21 protein-coding genes and 1 pseudogene are annotated in these 19323 nt (G+C 66.6%); 7 read left to right on the top strand and 15 right to left on the bottom strand.

From position 1 onward, the window contains the following. Positions 1-115: 115 nt before the first annotated feature. The 5 genes from lptB to ACYVD7_RS00545 all read right to left on the bottom strand — a co-directional run bounded on the left by lptB (position 116) and on the right by ACYVD7_RS00545 (position 3632). Positions 116-835 (bottom strand): LPS export ABC transporter ATP-binding protein, encoded by a 720-nt coding sequence (gene lptB / locus ACYVD7_RS00565; protein ID WP_460758062.1) that lies wholly within the window; start codon positions 833-835, stop codon positions 116-118. After that, positions 835-1422, bottom strand: a complete 588-nt coding sequence (gene lptA / locus ACYVD7_RS00560; protein ID WP_460758060.1) for a lipopolysaccharide transport periplasmic protein LptA — start codon at positions 1420-1422, stop codon at positions 835-837. The genes lptB and lptA overlap by 1 nt, the downstream gene beginning before the upstream one ends. Further along, complete coding sequence (gene lptC / locus ACYVD7_RS00555; RefSeq protein ID WP_460758058.1) at positions 1406-1966, bottom strand: LPS export ABC transporter periplasmic protein LptC; 561 nt, start codon at positions 1964-1966, stop codon at positions 1406-1408. Before lptC ends, lptA begins: the two co-directional genes overlap by 17 nt. Next, a complete protein-coding gene (locus ACYVD7_RS00550; protein ID WP_460758056.1) occupies positions 1963-2541 on the bottom strand; it encodes a KdsC family phosphatase in 579 nt (192 codons plus the stop codon). The genes lptC and ACYVD7_RS00550 overlap by 4 nt, the downstream gene beginning before the upstream one ends. A gap of 89 nt (positions 2542-2630) precedes the next feature. Beyond that, positions 2631-3632, bottom strand: a complete 1002-nt coding sequence (locus ACYVD7_RS00545; RefSeq protein ID WP_460758054.1) for a KpsF/GutQ family sugar-phosphate isomerase — start codon at positions 3630-3632, stop codon at positions 2631-2633. Positions 3633-3748: 116 nt separating this feature from the next. On the opposite strand from ACYVD7_RS00545, the gene ACYVD7_RS00540 reads away from it, so the two are divergent. Beyond that, positions 3749-3976, top strand: coding sequence for a BolA family protein (locus ACYVD7_RS00540; RefSeq protein ID WP_460758051.1), 228 nt, complete (start codon positions 3749-3751; stop codon positions 3974-3976). Positions 3977-4132: 156 nt separating this feature from the next. Further along, positions 4133-5410: a UDP-N-acetylglucosamine 1-carboxyvinyltransferase gene (murA, locus tag ACYVD7_RS00535; RefSeq protein ID WP_460758049.1), complete on the top strand. Its 1278-nt coding sequence runs from the start codon at positions 4133-4135 to the stop codon at positions 5408-5410. Positions 5411-5480: 70 nt separating this feature from the next. On the opposite strand, the gene ACYVD7_RS00530 is transcribed toward murA, so the two are convergent. The 4 genes from ACYVD7_RS00530 to purM form a co-directional block, all read right to left on the bottom strand. Further along, positions 5481-6185 (bottom strand): DUF3108 domain-containing protein, encoded by a 705-nt coding sequence (locus ACYVD7_RS00530; RefSeq protein WP_460758720.1) that lies wholly within the window; start codon positions 6183-6185, stop codon positions 5481-5483. Between the two features lie 48 nt (positions 6186-6233). Continuing rightward, a complete protein-coding gene (locus tag ACYVD7_RS00525) occupies positions 6234-6974 on the bottom strand; it encodes a DUF3108 domain-containing protein (RefSeq protein WP_460758718.1) in 741 nt (246 codons plus the stop codon). A gap of 98 nt (positions 6975-7072) precedes the next feature. Beyond that, the gene (gene purN, locus ACYVD7_RS00520) at positions 7073-7744 is read right to left on the bottom strand and encodes a phosphoribosylglycinamide formyltransferase (protein WP_460758048.1); all 672 of its coding nucleotides are present in this window, start codon (positions 7742-7744) and stop codon (positions 7073-7075) included. A gap of 184 nt (positions 7745-7928) precedes the next feature. Further along, complete coding sequence (purM, locus tag ACYVD7_RS00515; RefSeq protein ID WP_460758045.1) at positions 7929-8948, bottom strand: phosphoribosylformylglycinamidine cyclo-ligase; 1020 nt, start codon at positions 8946-8948, stop codon at positions 7929-7931. Positions 8949-9725: 777 nt separating this feature from the next. Between purM and ACYVD7_RS00510 the strand changes: the two are divergent. From ACYVD7_RS00510 to hda, 5 genes and pseudogenes are all read left to right on the top strand, one after another. Next, positions 9726-9995: pseudogene (locus ACYVD7_RS00510) on the top strand (type IV secretion protein Rhs); the annotation flags it as partial. Positions 9996-10799: 804 nt separating this feature from the next. Continuing rightward, a complete protein-coding gene (locus ACYVD7_RS00505; RefSeq protein ID WP_460758043.1) occupies positions 10800-11321 on the top strand; it encodes an REP-associated tyrosine transposase in 522 nt (173 codons plus the stop codon). A gap of 385 nt (positions 11322-11706) precedes the next feature. Further along, positions 11707-12771 (top strand): DUF2066 domain-containing protein, encoded by a 1065-nt coding sequence (locus ACYVD7_RS00500; RefSeq protein WP_460758041.1) that lies wholly within the window; start codon positions 11707-11709, stop codon positions 12769-12771. Then, positions 12771-13934: an AI-2E family transporter gene (locus ACYVD7_RS00495; RefSeq protein ID WP_460758039.1), complete on the top strand. Its 1164-nt coding sequence runs from the start codon at positions 12771-12773 to the stop codon at positions 13932-13934. Before ACYVD7_RS00500 ends, ACYVD7_RS00495 begins: the two co-directional genes overlap by 1 nt. A 91-nt stretch (positions 13935-14025) precedes the next feature. Continuing rightward, on the top strand, positions 14026-14727 hold the full coding sequence (gene hda, locus ACYVD7_RS00490; protein WP_460758717.1) for a DnaA regulatory inactivator Hda: 702 nt from the start codon (positions 14026-14028) through the stop codon (positions 14725-14727). Positions 14728-15120: 393 nt separating this feature from the next. On the opposite strand, the gene ACYVD7_RS00485 is transcribed toward hda, so the two are convergent. The 6 genes from ACYVD7_RS00485 to cysK all read right to left on the bottom strand — a co-directional run bounded on the left by ACYVD7_RS00485 (position 15121) and on the right by cysK (position 19269). Next, complete coding sequence (locus tag ACYVD7_RS00485; RefSeq protein ID WP_460758036.1) at positions 15121-15504, bottom strand: hypothetical protein; 384 nt, start codon at positions 15502-15504, stop codon at positions 15121-15123. Beyond that, complete coding sequence (locus tag ACYVD7_RS00480; protein ID WP_460758033.1) at positions 15501-16016, bottom strand: Cif family virulence factor; 516 nt, start codon at positions 16014-16016, stop codon at positions 15501-15503. Before ACYVD7_RS00480 ends, ACYVD7_RS00485 begins: the two co-directional genes overlap by 4 nt. 29 nt (positions 16017-16045) lie before the next feature. Then, positions 16046-16768, bottom strand: coding sequence for an N-acetylmuramate alpha-1-phosphate uridylyltransferase MurU (gene murU / locus ACYVD7_RS00475; RefSeq protein WP_460758030.1), 723 nt, complete (start codon positions 16766-16768; stop codon positions 16046-16048). A 10-nt stretch (positions 16769-16778) separates the two neighbouring features. Further along, a complete protein-coding gene (locus ACYVD7_RS00470; protein WP_460758027.1) occupies positions 16779-17804 on the bottom strand; it encodes an aminoglycoside phosphotransferase family protein in 1026 nt (341 codons plus the stop codon). A 67-nt stretch (positions 17805-17871) separates the two neighbouring features. Further along, entirely contained in the window at positions 17872-18111 is a 240-nt protein-coding gene (locus ACYVD7_RS00465) for a hypothetical protein (protein ID WP_460758025.1), read from the bottom strand. Positions 18112-18294: 183 nt separating this feature from the next. Next, a complete protein-coding gene (gene cysK / locus ACYVD7_RS00460) occupies positions 18295-19269 on the bottom strand; it encodes a cysteine synthase A (RefSeq protein ID WP_460758023.1) in 975 nt (324 codons plus the stop codon). Positions 19270-19323 lie beyond the last annotated feature (54 nt).

Genomic DNA, 19323 nt, shown 5'->3' with positions numbered 1-19323 from the left:
TGTTTCGAACGTGGTCCGGGGGTACCGACGGCCGGTAGGGCACGGCCATCATGCACCGCGTTGCACGGTGCGTCGATGCTGGATTTTTTGCCCCGGACAGGTTCCGGGACCGATGTCACAGGCGGAATGTGTCGCCCAGGTAGACGCGACGCACATCCGGGTTGGCCAGCAGTGCGTCGGGTGCGCCCTGTGCCAGCACGGCACCTTCGTTGAGGATGTAGGCGCGGTCGCAGATGCCCAGCGTCTCGCGCACGTTGTGGTCGGTGATGAGCACACCGATGCCGCGGTTCTTGAGATGGCGCACGATGCGCTGGATCTCGCCGACGGAAATCGGGTCGACGCCGGCGAAGGGTTCGTCCAGCAGCATCAGGCGCGGCTTGGCGGCCAGCGCGCGGGCGATTTCGACGCGGCGGCGTTCACCGCCGGACAGGCTCGCGCCGATCTGGTCGGCGACGTGGCTGATCTGGAGTTCTTCCATCAGGCTGGCCAGTTCGCGTTCGGCCTGCGCGCGACTGAGGTCGCTGCGCAGCTCGAGCACCAACCGGATGTTGTCGGCGACGCTGAGCTTGCGGAACACCGAAGGTTCCTGCGGCAGGTAACCCACGCCGTACTTGGCGCGGGCGTACATCGGCTCGGCGGTGATGTCCTTGCCATCGAGGACGATCTGGCCATGATCGGCCGGCACCAGACCGACGATCATGTAGAAGCACGTCGTCTTGCCGGCACCGTTGGGGCCGAGCAATCCGACGACTTCACCGGCGTCGAGCGTCAATGCGAAGTCGCGGACCACTTCGCGCGAGCGGTAGGCCTTGCGCAGGCCCTTGGCGACCAGCATCAGTTCGCTCCCGGCTTTTTGGTCGGCGTGGGTTTGGCAGGAGCAGGCTTTGTAGCGGCAGGCTTCGCAGGTGCGGCCGCCTTGTTGCGCGGGTTGATCAGGATCTTGACGCGACCACCGTCGCCACCACCGCTGACCTGGCCAGTCTTCATGTTGTAGGTGAAGCGTTCGCCCGACGAAGAACCGCGCGGCTGCACGATGTTGACCGCGCCGGTGAAGATCACGATCTCGTTGACGAGGTCGTAGTCGACGCGGCTCGCGGTGGCGCTCATCGGCGTGCCGTCGTCGAGCAGCTGCTTGAGCTTGACCGGGCTGCCGGTCAGAACGGCGCGGACCGGGTCGCCACCGCGGGTGCTGACGGTGGCGCTGGCCGATTCGATATGCAGCGAACCCTGGTCGATCGTCACGCCCTGCGACAGCACGGTCGGCTGGCGGTCGTCGAGCGTGCCGTCGGTGGCGCCGGCGTCGATGGCCATCTGCTGGCCACGGTCCGAGGACCGGGCCCACGCGCCTGCACAGGCCAGCAGGGACACGGCGGCGATGACGGCAGCAGTGCTGGCGACAGTGCGCTTAGCGGTTCGGGACATAGACGTGGTGGACCTCGGAATTGAACGAGTATTTCTTCGTGGCCAGGCTGAGCTTGAGGCCGCGGCCGCTCAGTATAGAGCCGGGTCGGGTGATCACGACCTTGGTCGGGGAGGCCGCGCGCTTGGCTTCGGGGAAAACATTCAGCTCCTGCGTCTCCAGCGTGGTGGGCACGCCGGCGCCTTCGCTGACGCCCTTGACGTTGCCGCGCAGGCGCACTTCATCGCCTCCCTCGCTGACCCAGGCCGACTTGGAGCGGACCTGCCAGGCATCGCTGTTGTCGGCGCCGGGCGGAATCAGGAACAGCGGCGTCGCAACATCGATTGTCTTCTTCGACGGATCGCGGGCCAGGTGCGGTGCGCGCAGGGTGAAAGATTCCTTGCCCTGCGGATTGAGCGAGACCAGCTCGAAATCCACCAGTACGTAATCCGATCGCGCGGACGTGGTCGTGGCGACGGCTTCCTTGCGGTTCTCCTTCCACACCGACCAGGCGCTGATGACCGCGCCGACCATCAGCAGGATCGTGACCAGTCCACGCCAGCTCATGCCTTGCCCTCGATGCGTTCGCCTTCCACTGCGGTGATCTGCGCGAGCAGTGCCTCGGCGTGGCCCTGCGCTGCCAGCAGCAGATCGCAGAATTCGCGCGCCGCGCCGTGCCCCGCGTGCGCGGCCGTGCGCCACTGCACGCGCTCGCGTACCCACGGGTGCGCGCTAGTAGGGGCGACCGACAGGCCGACCTGCAGCATCACGCGCAGGTCGGGCAGGTCGTCGCCCATGAAGGCGACTTCGTCCAGGCCGATGCCCAGCCGCGTCGCGATCGCGTGCACGCAGGCGAGCTTGTCCTTGACGCCGACATGCGCTTCCAGCCCGAGTTCGCCCGCGCGCTGCTCGGCGATCGCGCTGGCGCGCGCGGTGACGAAGGCGACATGGATGCCCGACTTGCGCAGCAGCACCAGGCCCTGGCCGTCATGCACGTGGAACGCCTTGATCTCCCCGCCATTGCTGTCGAAGTACAGCCGGCCGTCGGTCAGCGTGCCGTCGACATCGAAGCACGCCAGCTTGATGCGGCGGGCGCGTTCGCGGATGTCGGCGGGGTAGTCGTTGAGGTGGCTGTAGGGCATGTGGGTCTTGTTTGTAGCGACGAGCTGTTCGGCACGTCGCATCGGTTGGGAACGCGTGCCGGGCGAGCCCAGCGCTACAGGGTGTGTCGTTAGACCACTCTTGCCCGCAACAGGTCATGAATGTTCAGTGCGCCGACCACGCGGTGCTCGTTGTCGACGACCAGCAATCCGCCGATCTTGTGCGCTTCCATCAGTTGCGCCGCCTCCACCGCCAGGGCGTCTGCACCGATCGTCTTGGGCGTGCGCGTCATTACTTCGACGATGCGGGTGGCGCGCAGGTCGAAGCGGTCGTCGTCCAGCGTGCGGCGTAGGTCGCCGTCGGTGTACAGGCCCAGCAGCTTGCCGTCGCCGTCGACGATCGCGGTCATTCCCAGCCGCTTGCGGCTCATCTCGACCAGCGCTTCGCTGACCGTGGCGTCCGCGCCCACGCGGGGAACGTCGTCGCCGGCGTGCATGACGTCGGCGATGTGCAGCAGCAGGCGCCGGCCGAGCGCACCGGCCGGGTGCGAACGGGCGAAGTCGTCGGCGGTGAAGCCGCGCGCGTCCAGCAGTGCCACCGCCAGCGCATCGCCCATCGCCAGCGAGGCGGTGGTGCTGGAGGTCGGGGCCAGCGCCAGCGGGCAGGCTTCGGCGGGCACGCTGACGTCGAGGTGGACGTCGGCCTCGCGCGCCATCGAGGAGCCGGGCCGGCCGGTCATCGTGATCAGCTTGTTGCCCTGGCGCTTGAGCACGGGCAGCAGCAGCAGGATCTCGTCGCTTTCGCCCGAGTAGGACAGGGCCAGGACGACGTCGGCGTCGGTGATCATGCCCAGGTCGCCGTGGGCGGCTTCGCCGGGGTGGACGTAGAAGGCCGGGGTGCCGGTCGAGGCCAGCGTCGCGGCGATCTTGCGCGCGATGTGGCCGGACTTGCCCATCCCGGTGCAGACCACGCGGCCGCGGGCCTCCAGCATCAGCCGGCAGGCAGCGGAGAACTCGCCGTCCAGGCGCGCGGCCACGGCGGCCAGGGCCTGGGCCTCGATGGCGAACACGCGGCGGCCGCTGTCGGCCAGGGCGGTGGCGTCGAAAGGGTGGGGCTGGGGCGAAGTCGCCATTTCGGAGGTTGCCATTTAAGGCCGGGGGCCTTTCCGTTAGGCTAATCCATTCATTTTATGCGCAAAGTGCCGTGCGATGCCCGCACGGTGCCGTCGCACCTCCGGAACAGACCGACTTGAACGCCGACACCATCCGCCAACTGATCGAACAGGGCCTTCCGGGCGCTCGCGCGGACGTGCGCGGGGACGACGGCGTGCATTTCGAAGCCACCGTCGTGGCCGAAGCCTTCCGCGGCAAGCTGCCGCTGGCCCGCCACCGGCTGGTGTACGCCACGCTGGGCGACCGCATGGGCGGCGAGATCCACGCGCTGGCGCTGAAGACCGTCACTCCTGAGGAAGCGTAGGGCGGGTCTCGACCCGCCGCGCTTTGTTAACGCCGGCAAATCCTTCACTCGGCCAAATGGTTCATTTGGCCACTGCTGACAGATGGCTCATGCGGCCAAATGGCGGGTCGAGACCCGCCCTACGTACTCCACGGATGGTTCACCCCGGGAAAACCCATGCAAAAGATCGTTGTCGAAGGCGGCCAGCCGCTCAATGGTGAAGTCCAGATCTCCGGCGCCAAGAACGCGGTGCTGCCGATCCTGTGCGCCACCCTGCTGGCCGACGAACCGGTCGAGATCAGCAACGTCCCGCACCTGCACGACGTGGTGACCACGGCCAAGCTGCTTGCAGGGCTCGGCGCGGGCATCACCATCGACCAGGGCACGATCGGCAAGGGCAGCGAGAGCGGCGTCATCGTCGACCCGCGCAGCGTCAACAGCCACGTCGCGCCCTACGAGCTGGTCAAGACCATGCGTGCGTCGGTGCTGGTGCTCGGCCCGCTGCTGGCCAAGTACGGCGATGCCGAAGTGTCGCTGCCCGGCGGCTGCGCGATCGGCTCGCGTCCGGTCGACCTGCACATCAAGGGCCTGCAGGCGCTGGGTGCGGACATCAGCGTCGACCACGGTTTCATCAAGGCCAGCGCGAAGCGGCTGAAGGGCGCGCGCCACGTGTTCGAGATGGTCAGCGTCGGCGCGACCGAGAACGTGCTGATGGCGGCGACCCTGGCCCAAGGCACCAGCGTGCTGGAAAACGCCGCGATGGAGCCTGAGATCGTCGACCTGGCCGAATGCCTGAAATCGATGGGCGCGAAGATCGAAGGTGCGGGCACCGGCCGGATCGTGGTGGAGGGCGTCGAACGCCTGCACGGCGGCAAGCACGCTGTCGTGGCCGACCGCATCGAAACCGGCACCTTCCTGGTCGCCGCCGCGATGACCGGCGGCCGCGTGACCGCGCGCAAGACCCGTCCGGACACGCTCGACGCGGTGCTCGACAAGCTCACCGAAGCCGGCGCCGAGATCACCGTCGACGGCGACCGCATCACCCTCGACATGCGCGGGCGTCGCCCGAAAGCGGTGAACCTCACCACCGCGCCGCACCCGGCGTTCCCGACCGACATGCAGGCGCAGTTCATGGCGATGAACTGCGTCGCCGAAGGCGTCGGCGTGATCAACGAGACGATCTTCGAAAACCGCTTCATGCACGTCAACGAACTGCTGCGACTGGGCGCCGACATCCGCGTCGACGGCCACACCGCCGTGGTGCGCGGCGTGCCCAAGCTCAGCGGCGCGCCGGTGATGGCGACCGACCTGCGTGCGTCGGCGTCGCTGATCCTGGCGGGCCTCGTCGCCGAGGGCGAAACGACGATCGACCGCATTTACCACCTCGATCGCGGCTACGAGAACATCGAGGAGAAGCTGTCGGGACTGGGCGCGAGGATCCGCCGCATCAGCTGACGCGGCAACGTTGTGCCGATAACGAAAAAGCCCCGCATCGCGGGGCTTTTTTGTATTGCCAGGTCGTCGCTCAGCGCATCGACTTCAACCGCAGGTCCATCTCGTCGGCGCCGTCCTTGCGGCGCAGGATCCGCGCCGGCACGGGCAGGTCATCCACCAGCCACAGCACTTCCTCCTTGTTGCCGTCGGTGCGCACCACCTTGGTGGCCTGGCGCGACTTGCCGCCCACCGTGATCGCCTCGTGGCCGACCACGGCGTAGTTGAGCTGCTTGGCGCGGCCATCGTCGACCATGTGGTAGCTGAGCGCCTTGCCATCAGCGACGTCGCGCGCGAGGGAGAGGGTGACCAGCATCGCGTCCAGGTCGCCGGCCTGCAGCTTCACCGGGCCGGCGCGCTCGGGCTTCACGTCGCCGGTCCAGCTGGCCACGCCCTTGCCCCAGTCGTACACGGCGTTCTTCTGCTTGTGCTTGATCAGCACGGCGGAGGAGTCGCTGTTGGACAGCGGGCGCCACTGGCCCGCGCGATCCTCGAACACCGTCGTCTGGTTGAGGTTGGCCATCGAGCCGCCGATGTCCAGGCTGTAGCGCCAGCGGTTGGCGCCGGCAGCGGCCAGGGTCATGCGACCGATCGCCTGCATGCCCATGTAGCTGGCCTGGTACTCGGCCGTGAACGGCTTGACCTCGCCGGCCGATGCCGAGGCGATGCCGGCGATGGCGAGCGTCGCGGTGGCGACAAGCCCGCGCACGGACAGGCTTCGCAAGGGCAGGGACTTCATCAGGGCGGGCTTCACTGGAGCGGGCTTCACTAGGGCAGGCTTCATCGCTTACTTGACTCCCTTGTACTCGACCAGACGCAGGTCGTAGGTATCTTCGCCGTTCTCACGCTGGAGCATGCGGATCGGCGTGGGCACGCCGTCGGCCACCCAGATCACGGTTTCCTCGTTGCCGCTCTGCGCGCGGGTGACGCGCATCGCACTGTAGTTCAGCCCGGCAACGGTGACGTTCTCGGTTTCCGCCGCCACGGTGTAGCGGTGGTCGCGCACGCGGCCGTCGTCGACGAAGCGGTACTGCAGCGCCGCGCCGGGCTGCGCGTCGCGCATTACCGCCAGGTTGATCAGCAGGCCGCTCTGGTCGCCGTACTGCAGCGGAACGGGCGCGCGATGGCTTTCCTTCACGTCGCCGGTCCAGCGGGCCTGGTTGGCGCGCCAATCGTAGACACCGACGGTCTGCTTGCGCGTGAAAACGCTCTTGCGCAGCGTGCTCTGCGCCAGCGGGCGATACCAGCCGTTGGCGATGTCGAACACCGTGCTCTGCTCGGCGTTGATCCCCGCCAGGCCGACCAGGCCCTTGGTGCCGTGGATGTTGAGGTCCACGCGCCAGCGGCTGGCGTCGTTCTTCACCACCTGCATGGTGGCGTCGCCGAGCACGTCACCGCCCTTGAACACCTGGTACTGGGCGATGAAAGGCTCAAGGCCGCGCTTCTCCGCCGGCGCCGCGACCGTGGTCGCATCGGCGGCGGGTGCATCAGCAGCTGGCGCACCCGCGGCAAGCGCCGGCGCAGCCATGCCAGCCAGCGCGACGGCGCAGGCCAGGGCGGCATTGAAGCGGAAGGCAGTGATCTGAAGCGGGCCGATTTGAACCGGGCTGATCTGAAGCTGCAATTTCATGCATTCATTCCATGGAGTCGGTTGTCGTCATCCAGCACGAGCGGTGTTGCCAGCGCATGGCCGTCGCAATTGACCCGGCCATCCGCACCCAGCTGCACCCGCCGCGTCGCCAGCAGCTGCAACGTCGCGAGCATCAACGGATGCTCGCGCGCCAGCACCCGCGCACCGAGCGACTGTGCATCGTCATCCGTCTCCACCGGCACGCGCACCTGCGCGATCACCGGTCCACCATCGAGCTCCGCCGTGACGAAATGCACGCTGGCCCCGTGGGTCGTGGCGCCCGCATCGAGCGCCTGCTGGTGGGTTCGCAGCCCCTTGAAAGCGGGCAGCAGGGAAGGGTGGATGTTGATCATGCGTCCGGTGCGCGCGGCGACGGTCGCGTCGCTGATGAGGCGCATATATCCGGCACAGACGATGAGATCGGGCTGAACCGCATCGACCAGGCTGAACAGGTGTTCATCGTAGTCGGCGCGCGAGGCGAAGCCCTTGGGCGTTAATGCCTGCGCGGGAATGCCCGCGCGACGCGCATGGTCCAGCGCCATCGCGTCGGGTTTGTCGGAGAAGACGCCGACGACGTCCGCGTCCAGCCGGCCGTCCGCGATGGCATCGAGGATGGCCAGCAGGTTGCTGCCGCGACCAGAGGCGAGGACAGCCAGGCGCATCAGCATGGTTTGACGGACGCGTGGAGGGCTGTAGTCATCGGGATCTGCGATTGGAATTCAGGACTGTCATCCCGAACGGAGTGAGGGCTTTGCTGCGATGGAATTCCGCACTGTCATCCCGAACGGAGTGAGGGATCTGCTGTTGGTTTGTGCGACAGCAGGTCCCTCGCGATGCTCGGGACGACAAACCTCAACGGATGCGCAGGCGTTCGTCGCCACCGCCAGCCGTCACCTGGCCGATCTGCCAATGCGCCAGTCCGAGGCGGTCGAGGTCCGCATTGATCGCGGCGACATCGTTGGGGGCGACCATCAGCACGAAACCGATGCCGCAGTTGAACGTGCGCCACATCTCCTCACGCGGCACGTTGCCTTCGCGCTGCAGCCACGCGAACACCGGCGGCAGCGGCCACGACGAGGTGTCGATGTCCAGGCCCAGCGGCTTGGGCACGACGCGGATGATCTTCTCCACCAGCGCGCCGCCGGTGACGTGGGCCATCGCATGGATGTCGTGCCTGGCGAGCAGTTCCAGCACCGGCTTCACGTAGATGCGGGTGGGCTCCATCAGCGCATCGGCCAGCTTCACGCCGCCGATGTCGAGGTCGAGTGGGTTGCCGGCGCGCGCCAGGATCTTGCGGATCAGCGAATAGCCATTGGAATGCGGGCCGCTCGATGCGATGCCGATCAGCACGTCGCCTTCGCGCACCTTGCTGCCATCGATCAGGCGGGCCTTCTCGACCGCGCCGACGGTGAAGCCGGCCAGGTCGTACTCGCCCGGCGGGTACATGTCGGGCATTTCCGCGGTCTCGCCGCCGATCAGCGCGCAGCCGGCGATCTCGCAGCCCTTCGCAATCCCGCCGACCACGTCCACGGTGGTAGCCACATCAAGCTTGCCGGTGGCGAAGTAGTCGAGGAAGAACAGCGGCTCGGCGCCCTGCACCAGCACATCGTTGACGCACATCGCGACCAGGTCCTGGCCGATGGTGTCGTGGCGGCCCAACTGCTTGGCGAGGATCAGCTTGGTGCCCACGCCGTCCGTGCCGGAGACCATCACCGGCTCCTTGTACTTGCCGGTCAGGTCGAACAGGCCGCCGAAGCCGCCGATGCCGCCGCCGAGGACTTCGGGGCGCAGGGTGCGCTTGATCGCGGGCTTGATGCGTTCGACGACCTCATTGCCCGCGTCGATATCGACGCCAGCGTCACGGTAGGTCATCGGGGTAAGGGCAGGCGGGGTGGGGTTGGTCACAAGGGAGGCCGAGCTGCGGGAAGGCGGCGATTTTACCGTAGGGCGGGCCTAGGCCCGCCGTTGGGGTTGCTGGATTCGCCCGATGGCCGCCGCCAAGCCATGACGGCAGGCCAAGCCGATGTCAGTGGCGGGGTAACCGGTAGCGGCCGGGCCCGCCCTATTGCGGCTGCTTTCGACCGATCTACCTGTCGGGGTCCCTTTCCGAACCCCGCGCAGTCGATTCCGAGACCCTCGCAGTCGCCTTTCCGACCCTCGCAGTCGTTTCCGAAACCCTCGTGAGGTATCGGGGCATACCTCGCGGTCGTTTCTGGAATGACTGCAGTCGATTCCGGGACGCTCGCAGTCGGTTCCGAAACCCTGGCAGTCGTTGTTTTGACCCTCGCAGTCGTTTCGGAAACGACTGCGAGGGTTCCGGGAAGGGCTCGGGGTCCTGCGGCCCCTGAATACACGCAAGGCGGGGGGGCTATTTGTCCCGCGGATCGCAAAGTCGCGTTGACCGGCTGGGTACCCAGTGCGCGGGAAGGTTGTCGGCTGGGTGCGCGCCCCGTGAGAGAGGCCTTGAGGATTCATCTGGAAGGGACGTTGGCTCAGAGCGTAGGGTGGGTCTCGACCCGCCACCCGGCCAGCGGAAGCTGCCCAATGGGGAGCGAAATCGGGTGGCGGGGCAAACGACGGCGGGTCAAGACCCGCCCTACGCCGGGAATCGGGATCACAAACCCCATGCGATCGATTTGGCGGCTCACCTACGCCTTTGATGCGGCGGGCAACACCGACACCGTCACCGATGCGCTCAGCCGGGTGACGGACAACAGCTACGACCCGCTCAACCGGTTGATGCAGACCATCCAGAACGTCGGCGGCCTGAACGTCACCACCCAGTTCAAGTACGACGCGCGCGACAACCTGACCGAGGTCGTCGACCCGAAAAACCTGAGCACCAGGTACACCTACAACGGCCTGGGCGACCTGCTACAGCTCACCAGCCCGGACACCGGCATCACCAGCTACACCTACCGGCCAAAACGGGGTCCACAAAACAGGGGTCCACAAAACAGGGGTCCACAAAACAGGGGTCAGAGTACCTTTTAAGAACTCTCCACAAAACAGGGGTCAGAGTACCTTTTAAGAACTCTCTGACTCCTTGATGCGGAAATGCCGGACTGCTGATTGCAAGTCGGATATCCAATATCTCCATCACTGAGCGGATGGGGAAGTCGAATGCCAAGGATGGCGAGGTTGGACATGGCCGGCGTGGCACAACACGTCGTACAGCGCGGCAATGACAGACCTCGTAGGGCGCAATAACCGAAGGGCATTGCGCCGGATCACCCGGAGTCGAGTCACCTCAAACACGGCAACACACCCGAAGCGACATGCTTCGGCTGGATCGGGGGAGCTTCGGCTCCCTCGCTTCGTTTCGGCGCAATGCGCTGCGCTTATTGCGCCCTACCAAATTCCTACGCGTGGCTGGGGTGTTGGCTGACTGCGGGGACGGGGTGGGATGGGCACGATGGCGGTATGCCTGACTATCGACGCGCCTGGCGAGCTGGCGGCACTTACTTTTTCACGGTGACGCTGTTGCAGACCTCGTAGGGCGCAATAACCGAAGGGCATTGCGCCGGATCACCCGGAGTCGAGTCACCTCAAACGCGGCAACACACGCCGAAGCGACATGCTTCGGCTGGATCGGGGGAGCTTCGGCTCCCTCGCTTCGTTTTGGCGCAATGCGCTGCGCTTATTGCGCCCTACCAAATTCCTACGCGTGGCTGGGGTGTTGGCTGACTGCGGGGACCGGGGTGGGATGGGCACGATGGCGGTATGCCCGACTATCGACGCGCCTGGCGAGCTGGCGGCACTTACTTTTTCACGGTGACGCTGTTGCAGCGTCGCGGGAATGATCTGCTGACGCGGCATGTCGACGTCCTCCGGGACGTGGTGACGAGAGTTCGACGTCGGCATCCGTTTTTCGTGCATGGCTGGGTCGTGTTGCCCGATCATCTGCATTGCCTCATCGAGCTGCCGCCGGGCGATGCGGATTTCGCAACGCGCTGGCGATTGATCAAGATGGGGTTCTCCAAGGCTTTACCGAAATCGGAACGGCGCTCGGCGGTCCGGCTCAGGCGAGGCGAACGGGGGATATGGCAGCGGCGGTACTGGGAGCATCTCATTCGTGACGAGGCCGATTTCCAGCGTCACCTGGACTATGTCCATATCAATCCTCTCAAGCATGGACTGGTGTCGCGGGTGGCGGATTGGCCGTACTCAACGTTTCACCGCTATGTGGGTAGCGGCGATCTGCCTTTGGAGTGGGCGGGTCGCATTGAATCGGCGGTTTGGTGACGCATGATCTGTAGATAACGGGGCGTTATCGCGTAGACCTCGGCGCAATCCCTTCCTTCGGGCGCAACCGAAGGGCATTGCGCCGGGATCCGCCCGTCGAGCGTTCAAAATGCGATGGTGCGTTCGGGGGGGCATGCTTTGGTCTGAACGGGGGCTTGGCTCTTCGTTTTGGCGCAATGCGCTGCGCTTATTGCGCCCTACGAATTCTTGACCCGCCATCGCCCCATCGACGCACCATCGTCCCAACGACGCACCGTCGCCAAACCCCACGCCCCGCCAATACTCCGGCTCAATTCCGGGACGGCGCACCGCACCCTCCGCCGTGAATGGACGTGTCACCCTCCCTGCGGCACCATTCCCGGGTATTTCTCGACCAGGGACAGCAATGATTCGTGCATTCCGAGGGTTCTGGCTCGCTGCGGCGCTGCTGGTGGGTTTCCCCGCCGCCGCTCAGCGTGTCGAAGGCGATCGCGCCGGCGCACAGGGGCCCTACGAGACCGAGGTCGTCGTGAACAGCCAGGGCGAGGCCGAGCGCAATGCCGGCTTCGCGCGCGGGCTGTCGCAGGTGCTGGGCCGGCTGTCGGGCAACCGCAGCGTGGCCGGGCAGCCGGGCGTGGGCGAGGAACTGCGCCACGCCAAGGATTTCGTGAAGGGCTACGACTACCGCCAGGACGAGGGGCTCAGCTCGACCGGCGCGCCCACCTTCAACACCACGCTGATCGTCCGTTTCGACCAGGACGCCGTGGATGAGCTGATCGCGACCCTCGGCCTGCCGGTCTGGCCGATGCCGCGGCCCAAGCCGGTGTTGTGGCTGGGCATCGACGACGGCTCGGGGCCGCGCCTGGTCGGCCTGGACAAGGCCAACGCCGCGCGCACCGCGCTCAATCGCGCCAAGGAGCGCGGCTACGCGCTGGGCCTGCCCTCGGGCAACGCCGCCGAGCAGGCGGTGGTCGGCGCGATCTGGCGCGGCGACGCCGCCGCCGTGGCTCGCGCCTCGCAGCGCTACTCGCCGCCGATGCAGCTGATCGGCAAGGTCTACCGCAGCGGCACCGGCTGGAAGGCCGACTGGAGCTTCGTCGATGGCGGCAAGGTGCTGTCGACCTGGAGCACCACCGATCCGGATGCCCGCCGCATCATCGCCACCGGCGCGGATGGCGCGGCCGACGCCCTGACCAAGCGCTATGCCCGACGCGGCACCGGCGTCGGTCCGGCCGGCAGCTACGCCGTCACCTTCACCGGCGTCGACAGCAGCGACGACTACATGCGCCTGGCCGGCTACCTCGACAAGCTGTCGATCGTGCGCCGCATCACCCCCAACCGCGCGACACCCGAAGGCGTGACGTTCACGCTCGAACTGGTTAGTGGCCTGTCCGGCTTCCGCCGCATGGCCGACCGCGACGGCGTGCTGGCCGCGGACGAGGGCGACGCCCCGGTCTACCGGCTGCGCTGATGGAGTCGAACGTTTCCCAGGAAGAAATCGCCCGGTTCCTGCGCCGCCTGCAATGGGCGGCGGTGGCCATGGGCGTGCTGTGGCTGCTGTGGCTGCTCGCGCCGATCCTGACGCCGTTCGTGATCGCCGCGCTGCTGGGCTGGCTCGGCGATCCCATCGTGGACAAGCTGCAACGCATGGGCCGCGCACGCCATACCGCGGTGTCGCTGGTGTTCGGGGCGATGGTGTCGGTGCTGGTGATCGTGCTGGTGATCCTGGTGCCGCTGGTCGAGCACCAGGTCGCGACGCTGATCGATTCGATGCCCAGTTATCGCGACTGGGCCATCCAGGTCGCGATCCCGTGGCTGGAAAAGCGCACGCACCTGGAGATCACCTCCTACCTGGATTTCGACCGCCTGGTCGAACTGGTCCGCAGCAACTGGGAGCGCGCCGGTGGCGTGGCGACGACGCTGCTGGGCTACCTCTCGCGTTCGGGTTTCGCGCTGCTGGGCCTGGTCGCGAACATCGCCCTGATGCCGGTACTGACGTTCTTCTTCCTGCGCGACTGGGACCTGCTCGTCGCCCGCGTCGCGGCGCTGGTGCCGCGCGATCACCTGGACACCGTGAGCAAGCTGGCGCGCGAATCCGGCGAAGTGCTTGGTGCGTTCCTGCGCGGGCAGTTCCTGGTGATGGTGAGCCTCGGCGTGCTGTACGGCATCGGCTTGTGGGCGATCGGACTCGACCTGGGGATCCTGATCGGCCTGGTAGGCGGGCTGCTGACCTTCGTTCCGTACCTGGGGCCGGCCTCGGTGGTGGTGCTGGGCAGCATCGCCGCACTGGTGCAGTACGGCGACTGGCAGCACATCGCCGGCGTCGCGGTGGTGTTCACCGTGGGCCAGGTGATCGAGAGCTACATCCTCACGCCGAAGCTGGTCGGCGATCGCATCGGATTGCATCCGGCGGCGGTGATCTTCGCGGTGCTGGCGGGTGGGCAGCTGTTCGGCTTCCTCGGCATGCTGCTGGCGCTGCCGGTCGCGGCCGTGGCCAACGTGCTGCTGCGCTACGCCGAAGCGCGATACACCAACAGCAAGCTCTATGCCGGCGACCACGTGCCGCTGATCCTGATCGACACGTCGCTGAGCGAAAGCGTCCCGCCCGCGGCCGTGGAGCGCGAGCAGGGGTGAGCAGGACCCACCAGGCATGACGCAACAGGGCAAGACACCGCACGACCGCACGCCGCACGATGGCGCGTCGAAAGACACCGCGCAGCAAGGCATGGCGCAGTTGCCGCTTGCTTTGCGCTATCCCGCGGACCAGCGGCTGGATACCTTCGTGGGTGCTCCGGTGGGTGCGGTGGAACAACTGCGCGCGCTGGCAACGCAGGCGGCGTCGCCGACCGCGAAGCCCGACGCGCTGTACATCGCCGGCATGTCCGGTGTCGGCAAGACCCACCTGCTGCTGGCGACCTGCGCCGCTGCCGATGCGGCCGGTCGTCGCGCCGCCTACCTGCCGCTCATCGCCGCCGCGGGTCGCCTTCACGACGCGCTGCAGGCGCTGGAAGGCAACGATGTGATCGCGCTCGACGGGCTGGATGTCATCGCCGGCAACCGCGATGACGAGGTGGCGCTGTTCGACGCACACAATCGCGCGCGCGCCGCGGGTGTCGCGCTGGTTTACGCCGCGCGTGACATTCCTGCCGTGTTGCCGCTGTCGCTGCCCGACCTGCGATCGCGCCTGGGACAGTGCACGCGGATCACGCTGGCGGCGTTGGATGATGAGGGGCGTCGTGAAGTGCTGCAGCAGCGGGCGCATCGTCGCGGGTTGGTGGTGGAAGACGCGGCGCTGGACTGGTTGCTCAAGCGCGTCGGTCGGGACCTGGGCAGCCTGGCGGCGTTGCTGGATCGGCTTGATCGTGCGTCGTTGGCTGAGCAGAGGCGGGTTACGGTGCCGTTTCTGCGCAAGGTGATTGGCGTCTAGCGCGACGCAGCAACACCGGAGCAACAACACCGGAGCAACAACAAAGGCTTCCGCCCTTGGCGGGTCACTTTCTCTTGCTTGCCCAAGAGAAAGTAACCAAAGAGAAGGGCACCCCGGAGCTCCGCGCCCGGAGCTTTGCTCCGGGTCCGCGGCCGGTTCGGGATTTTTCTACAGGACATCCCTGTCCTGTAGAAAAACGCGCGGCGTCCTGCCGCGCGCCCTGCGGGTCTTGTCCGAACCGACCGCCGCTGCGCTACGGGGCCCCGCTCAAGCCAGTGCAAATGCACGGCAACGGCAACGGCAACGACTTCTCTGGTCTGGGGTCGTTTCGATCGGACGGAAAGCGTCCTGAAAATGCTTCCGATGCTTGGGATGCCCAGGCACACGCCGGACTCAGTCGAGGAAATCGAAGATCGACCAGTCGATATCCGGGAACTCGAGCCACGAAAGGTCGAAGTCGAAATCCAGCCACGAGGTTTCGTTCGACTGGCTGATCGACGACAGCATTTCTGTCTTCATCGCGACGTAGTCGCAGGCCTCGCCGATCGAGGCGTGGTAGGCGTCGAAGTCGCCGTGCGAATTGAACGCCGAGTGCGACCAGCAGCCAAAGTCGAGGCTGATGCCCTGGCGCCGGTTGGCGTCCTTCACTTCCTGGATCGTGTAGTAACGCCGCTTTCCGTAGTGCCCGACCAGGTCGTCGCCCACGCCCTTGAGCTGGCGCCGCTTGTCCTTCGGCGCAAGCGCGCATGCGGAACCCCTTGTGGATGCTGCAGTCATGGCGTCGTCTTCGGGAACACGGGATTGACCGACCAGATCACCGAGACGATCTTCCAGCCGTCGCCTGTGTTGACCAGGTGCCAGGCTTCCTTGCCGTAGTTGGTCATGCGGCCATCGGCATTGAAGCTGTAGTCGAAATAGACCGATGCGATGTCGCCGTCGGTGTCGATGCGGATGTTCCCGAACGTTTCCTCGGTCCGTCGCGAGTCGGCAACGATGCCTTCGATGAAGGAGCGATAGGTCTTTTCCGGATCGATCGCGACCTTGGTCGCTGCCGGGTTCTTCGCCCGGAGGCGCTTGAGGCCTTCGTCGCCCAGCACACGCTGCCAGATCGGTGTTTCATGCAGGAACAAGCGGGTGAAGCGCGCGCTGTCGTGGTCGATGATCGCGGTGCGGAAGTCCTCGATCACGGCTTTGATCTGTACGCGTGGTGTATCCGTGTCGGACGCTGTGGCATGGGCCGTGACGGAAAACGGCCACAGGATGCAGAAGAGCAGGGCGAGTGTTTTCACGAACAGTCCTTGTTTCGATGGGATTGTGGTCAGGTCAGCTCGCCGTCCAGCCGCGCCAGGCGTTCCGGCGTGCCTACGTCGGTCCAGCGACCGGCGTGGTGTTCGCCCGTCACGCGTGCATTCGCCATCGCGTGGCGCAGCAGCGGGGCGAGCTTGAAGCGCGGCGGGTTTTCTTCGACGCCGGGAGCGCCGCCGATCACGTCGCGCCAGTGGGCGAACAGCGATGCGCGATAGAGGCCGATGCCGGAGAACGTCAGGCGCGATGCGCCATCGCCATGGATGCGTCCGTCATCGCCCAGCGCGAAATCGCCGTTGGGGTGCTGCGGCGGGTTGTCGACCAGCACCAGGTGCGCGTCGCCGTCGATCGTGCGCGGCAGCCGGGCGAAGTCGTAGTCGGTCCAGATGTCGCCGTTGACGGCGATGAAGGTGTCGTCGACTTCACCGCTCGCGCCTTCGTTCGAAAGCAGCGGCAGCGCGTTCCACATGCCGCCACCGGTCTCCAGCGGCGTCGCGCCCTCAAAGGAATAGTGCAGGCGCAGGCCCCAGCGTTCGCCGTCGCCCAGCGTGGCCGGGAACTGCTCGGCGAGCCAGCTGGTGTTGATGACGACATCACGCACGCCCATCGCGGCGAGTTTTTCCAGGTGCCAGGCGATCAGCGGTTTGCCGCCGGCAACCAACAACGGCTTGGCGGTGTGGTTGGTCAGCGGCCGCATGCGTTCGCCCAGGCCAGCAGCAAAAATCAGCGCTTTCATCGGGCGCGGCTCAACCGCCGAGGCCTTCGTGCGCGCGGGCCTGTTCGGCCAGCGCGGGTTTGACGCGTTCTTCGATGATGTCGACCAGCGGTGCGAACTCGGTGTAGCGCGGCAGCACTTCGTCGAGATAGGCGAAGAAGCGCGGCACGTCGGCCAGGTACTTGGCCTTGCCGTCGCGATGCCACAGCCGCGCGAAGATGCCGATCACCTTGAGGTGGCGTTGCACGCCGATCCAGTCGGCGTCGCGACGGAAGCGGGCGAGGTCGGGTACCGGCAGGCCGGCGGCCTTCGCGCGCTCGTGGTAGCGGTTGAGCCAGCCGTCCACGCGGGCTTCCGGCCAGCTGAGGAAGGCGTCCTTGAACAGGCTGAGCGCGTCGTAGGCAATGGGGCCGAGCACCGCGTCCTGGAAATCCAGCACGGCCGGGCCGTCGGCGGCGGGCATCAGGTTGCGCGGCATGAAGTCGCGATGCACGAAGACCCGCGGCTGCGCCAACGCGGTGTCGATCAGGCGGCGATACACCAGTTCGAGCTTTTCCACGTCGCCGCAATCCAGCGACAGGCCCAGGTGGTGGCCCAGGTACCAGTCGTCGAACAGCCGCAGCTCGCGTGACAGCAGCGCTTCGTCGTAGGCGGGGAAATCCGGCGGGCACGGCACGGCCTGGATCTTCAGCAGCTGGTCGATGGCGGCGTCGAACAGTGCATCGGCGTTGTGCTCGCCGATGACGTGCAGGTAGGTGTCGGCGCCCAGGTCTTCCAGCAGCAGGAAGCCTTCCTCGACGTCCTGCGCAAGCACGTGCGGGACGCGCACGCCGCCGGCTTCGAGCTGCGCGCGCACGCGCAGCCACGGCTTCACGTCTTCCTTGTCCGGCGGCGAGTCCATGACGATCCGCGAGCCGCCGGCGGTCATGCCGCGCCAGTAGCTGCGGAAACCGGCGTCCATCGAGGCGCGGTGGAGTTCAAGCGTGGCGTCGCCGGTGGCGGCGCGGGCCCAGGCGAGGCGGGCGGTTTCGCGGAGGGTGGGGTCGGTGTCGGTCATCGGGGCGCAAGTGCAACGGGCAGGCGTGAAGAGTAACCGCTGCGTCGCCCGCGCCCCATCCCTGGGTCTAGTGTTGCGTCAGTCCGGGCTCGGGGTAGGTTGCGGTGACTCTGCCCCCGCAGGTCGTGACGTATTGAAGGACCTCCGGCGTGCCCCCGCGATCAAGGGCGCCCGCACCCGTGAATGTGTTGCCCCAGATTTCAAAGTACGTGCCGTCCGAGAACACGAGAAACAACTGGGTTCTGGGGTCGCGATCGTTCGCCGCCACGACGACGGCGGAAATCTGCTTGCCTACGATGTACTTCACGCCGGCTTTCACGGTCCGGACCTCGGGTTGCGTTGAGCTGACAGGGGGATCTCGCCGAGGTCGCGTTGACCGTCTTCGCTGTTGGAAGCCAACCCGCCGCAGGGTCCGATGAGAAGTCTTATCCAGCGTTCCGGATGCCGGTGAAGGCGGGCTGGCTTTCAACGGCGGTCAACCCGCCCTACGTCAGGCGGTGGCTTTTTCTTCCAGCGATGCGAGCCACTCGTCGTCGGATCCCTCGTTGACGCCCTCGAACAGGAACGTCGACAGGTAACGCTCGCCGGTGTCGGGCAGCATCGCCAGCAGCACCGAACCTTCCGGCGCATCGCGCGCCACCTGCAGCGCCGCGGCGACGGTCGCGCCGGCGGAGATGCCGACGAAGATGCCTTCCTTCGTCGCCAGGTCGCGCGCGGTGTCGCGGGCGACGACTTCGTCGATCGGCAGGATCTCGTCGGCGATCGTGCGGCTGAGCACGGCGGGCAGGAAGTCTGGCGTCCAGCCCTGGATCTTGTGCGGCGCCCATTCCTTGCCGGAGAGCAGCGCGGCACCCGCGGGCTCGCTGGCAATCACCTTGAGGCCGGGACGCGCGAGCTTGAGCACTTCGCCCGCGCCGGTGATCGTGCCGCCGGTGCCCCAGCCGCTGACGAAGTAGTCCAGCCGCTGGCCGGCGAAATCACGCAGGATTTCCGGGCCGGTGGTGTTGCGGTGGTAGGCGGGGTTGGCTTCGTTCTCGAACTGTCGCGCGAGGAACCAGCCGTGCTTCTCCGACAGTTCCTTGGCCCTGCGCACCATGCCGCTGCCGCGCTCGGCGGCGGGCGAGAGGATGACCTTGGCACCGTACGCGCGCATGAGTTTGCGGCGTTCGATGGAGAATGAATCCGACATCACCGCGACGAAGGGATAACCGCGCGCGGCGGCGACCATCGCCAGCGCGACGCCGGTGTTGCCGGAGGTCGCTTCCACGATCGTCTGGCCGGGCTTCAGCACGCCTTTCTGTTCGGCGTCGAGCACGATGGCCAATGCAAGGCGATCCTTCACCGAACCGCCGGGATTGAATGCCTCGTTCTTCGCGTAGAGCGTCACGTGTTTGGGCGCGAGGCGGTGCAGTTTGACGACGGGCGTGGAGCCGATGGTGTCGAGGATGCTGTTGTAGATGGTCATGGGGGAATCCGTGTGCTGGGAAATGAGGGAGCCGGGGACATCGGTTGCCGGTCA

It is taken from the genome of Lysobacter fragariae (assembly GCF_054779775.1).
This window is presented reverse-complemented; position numbering and strand designations above follow the sequence as displayed.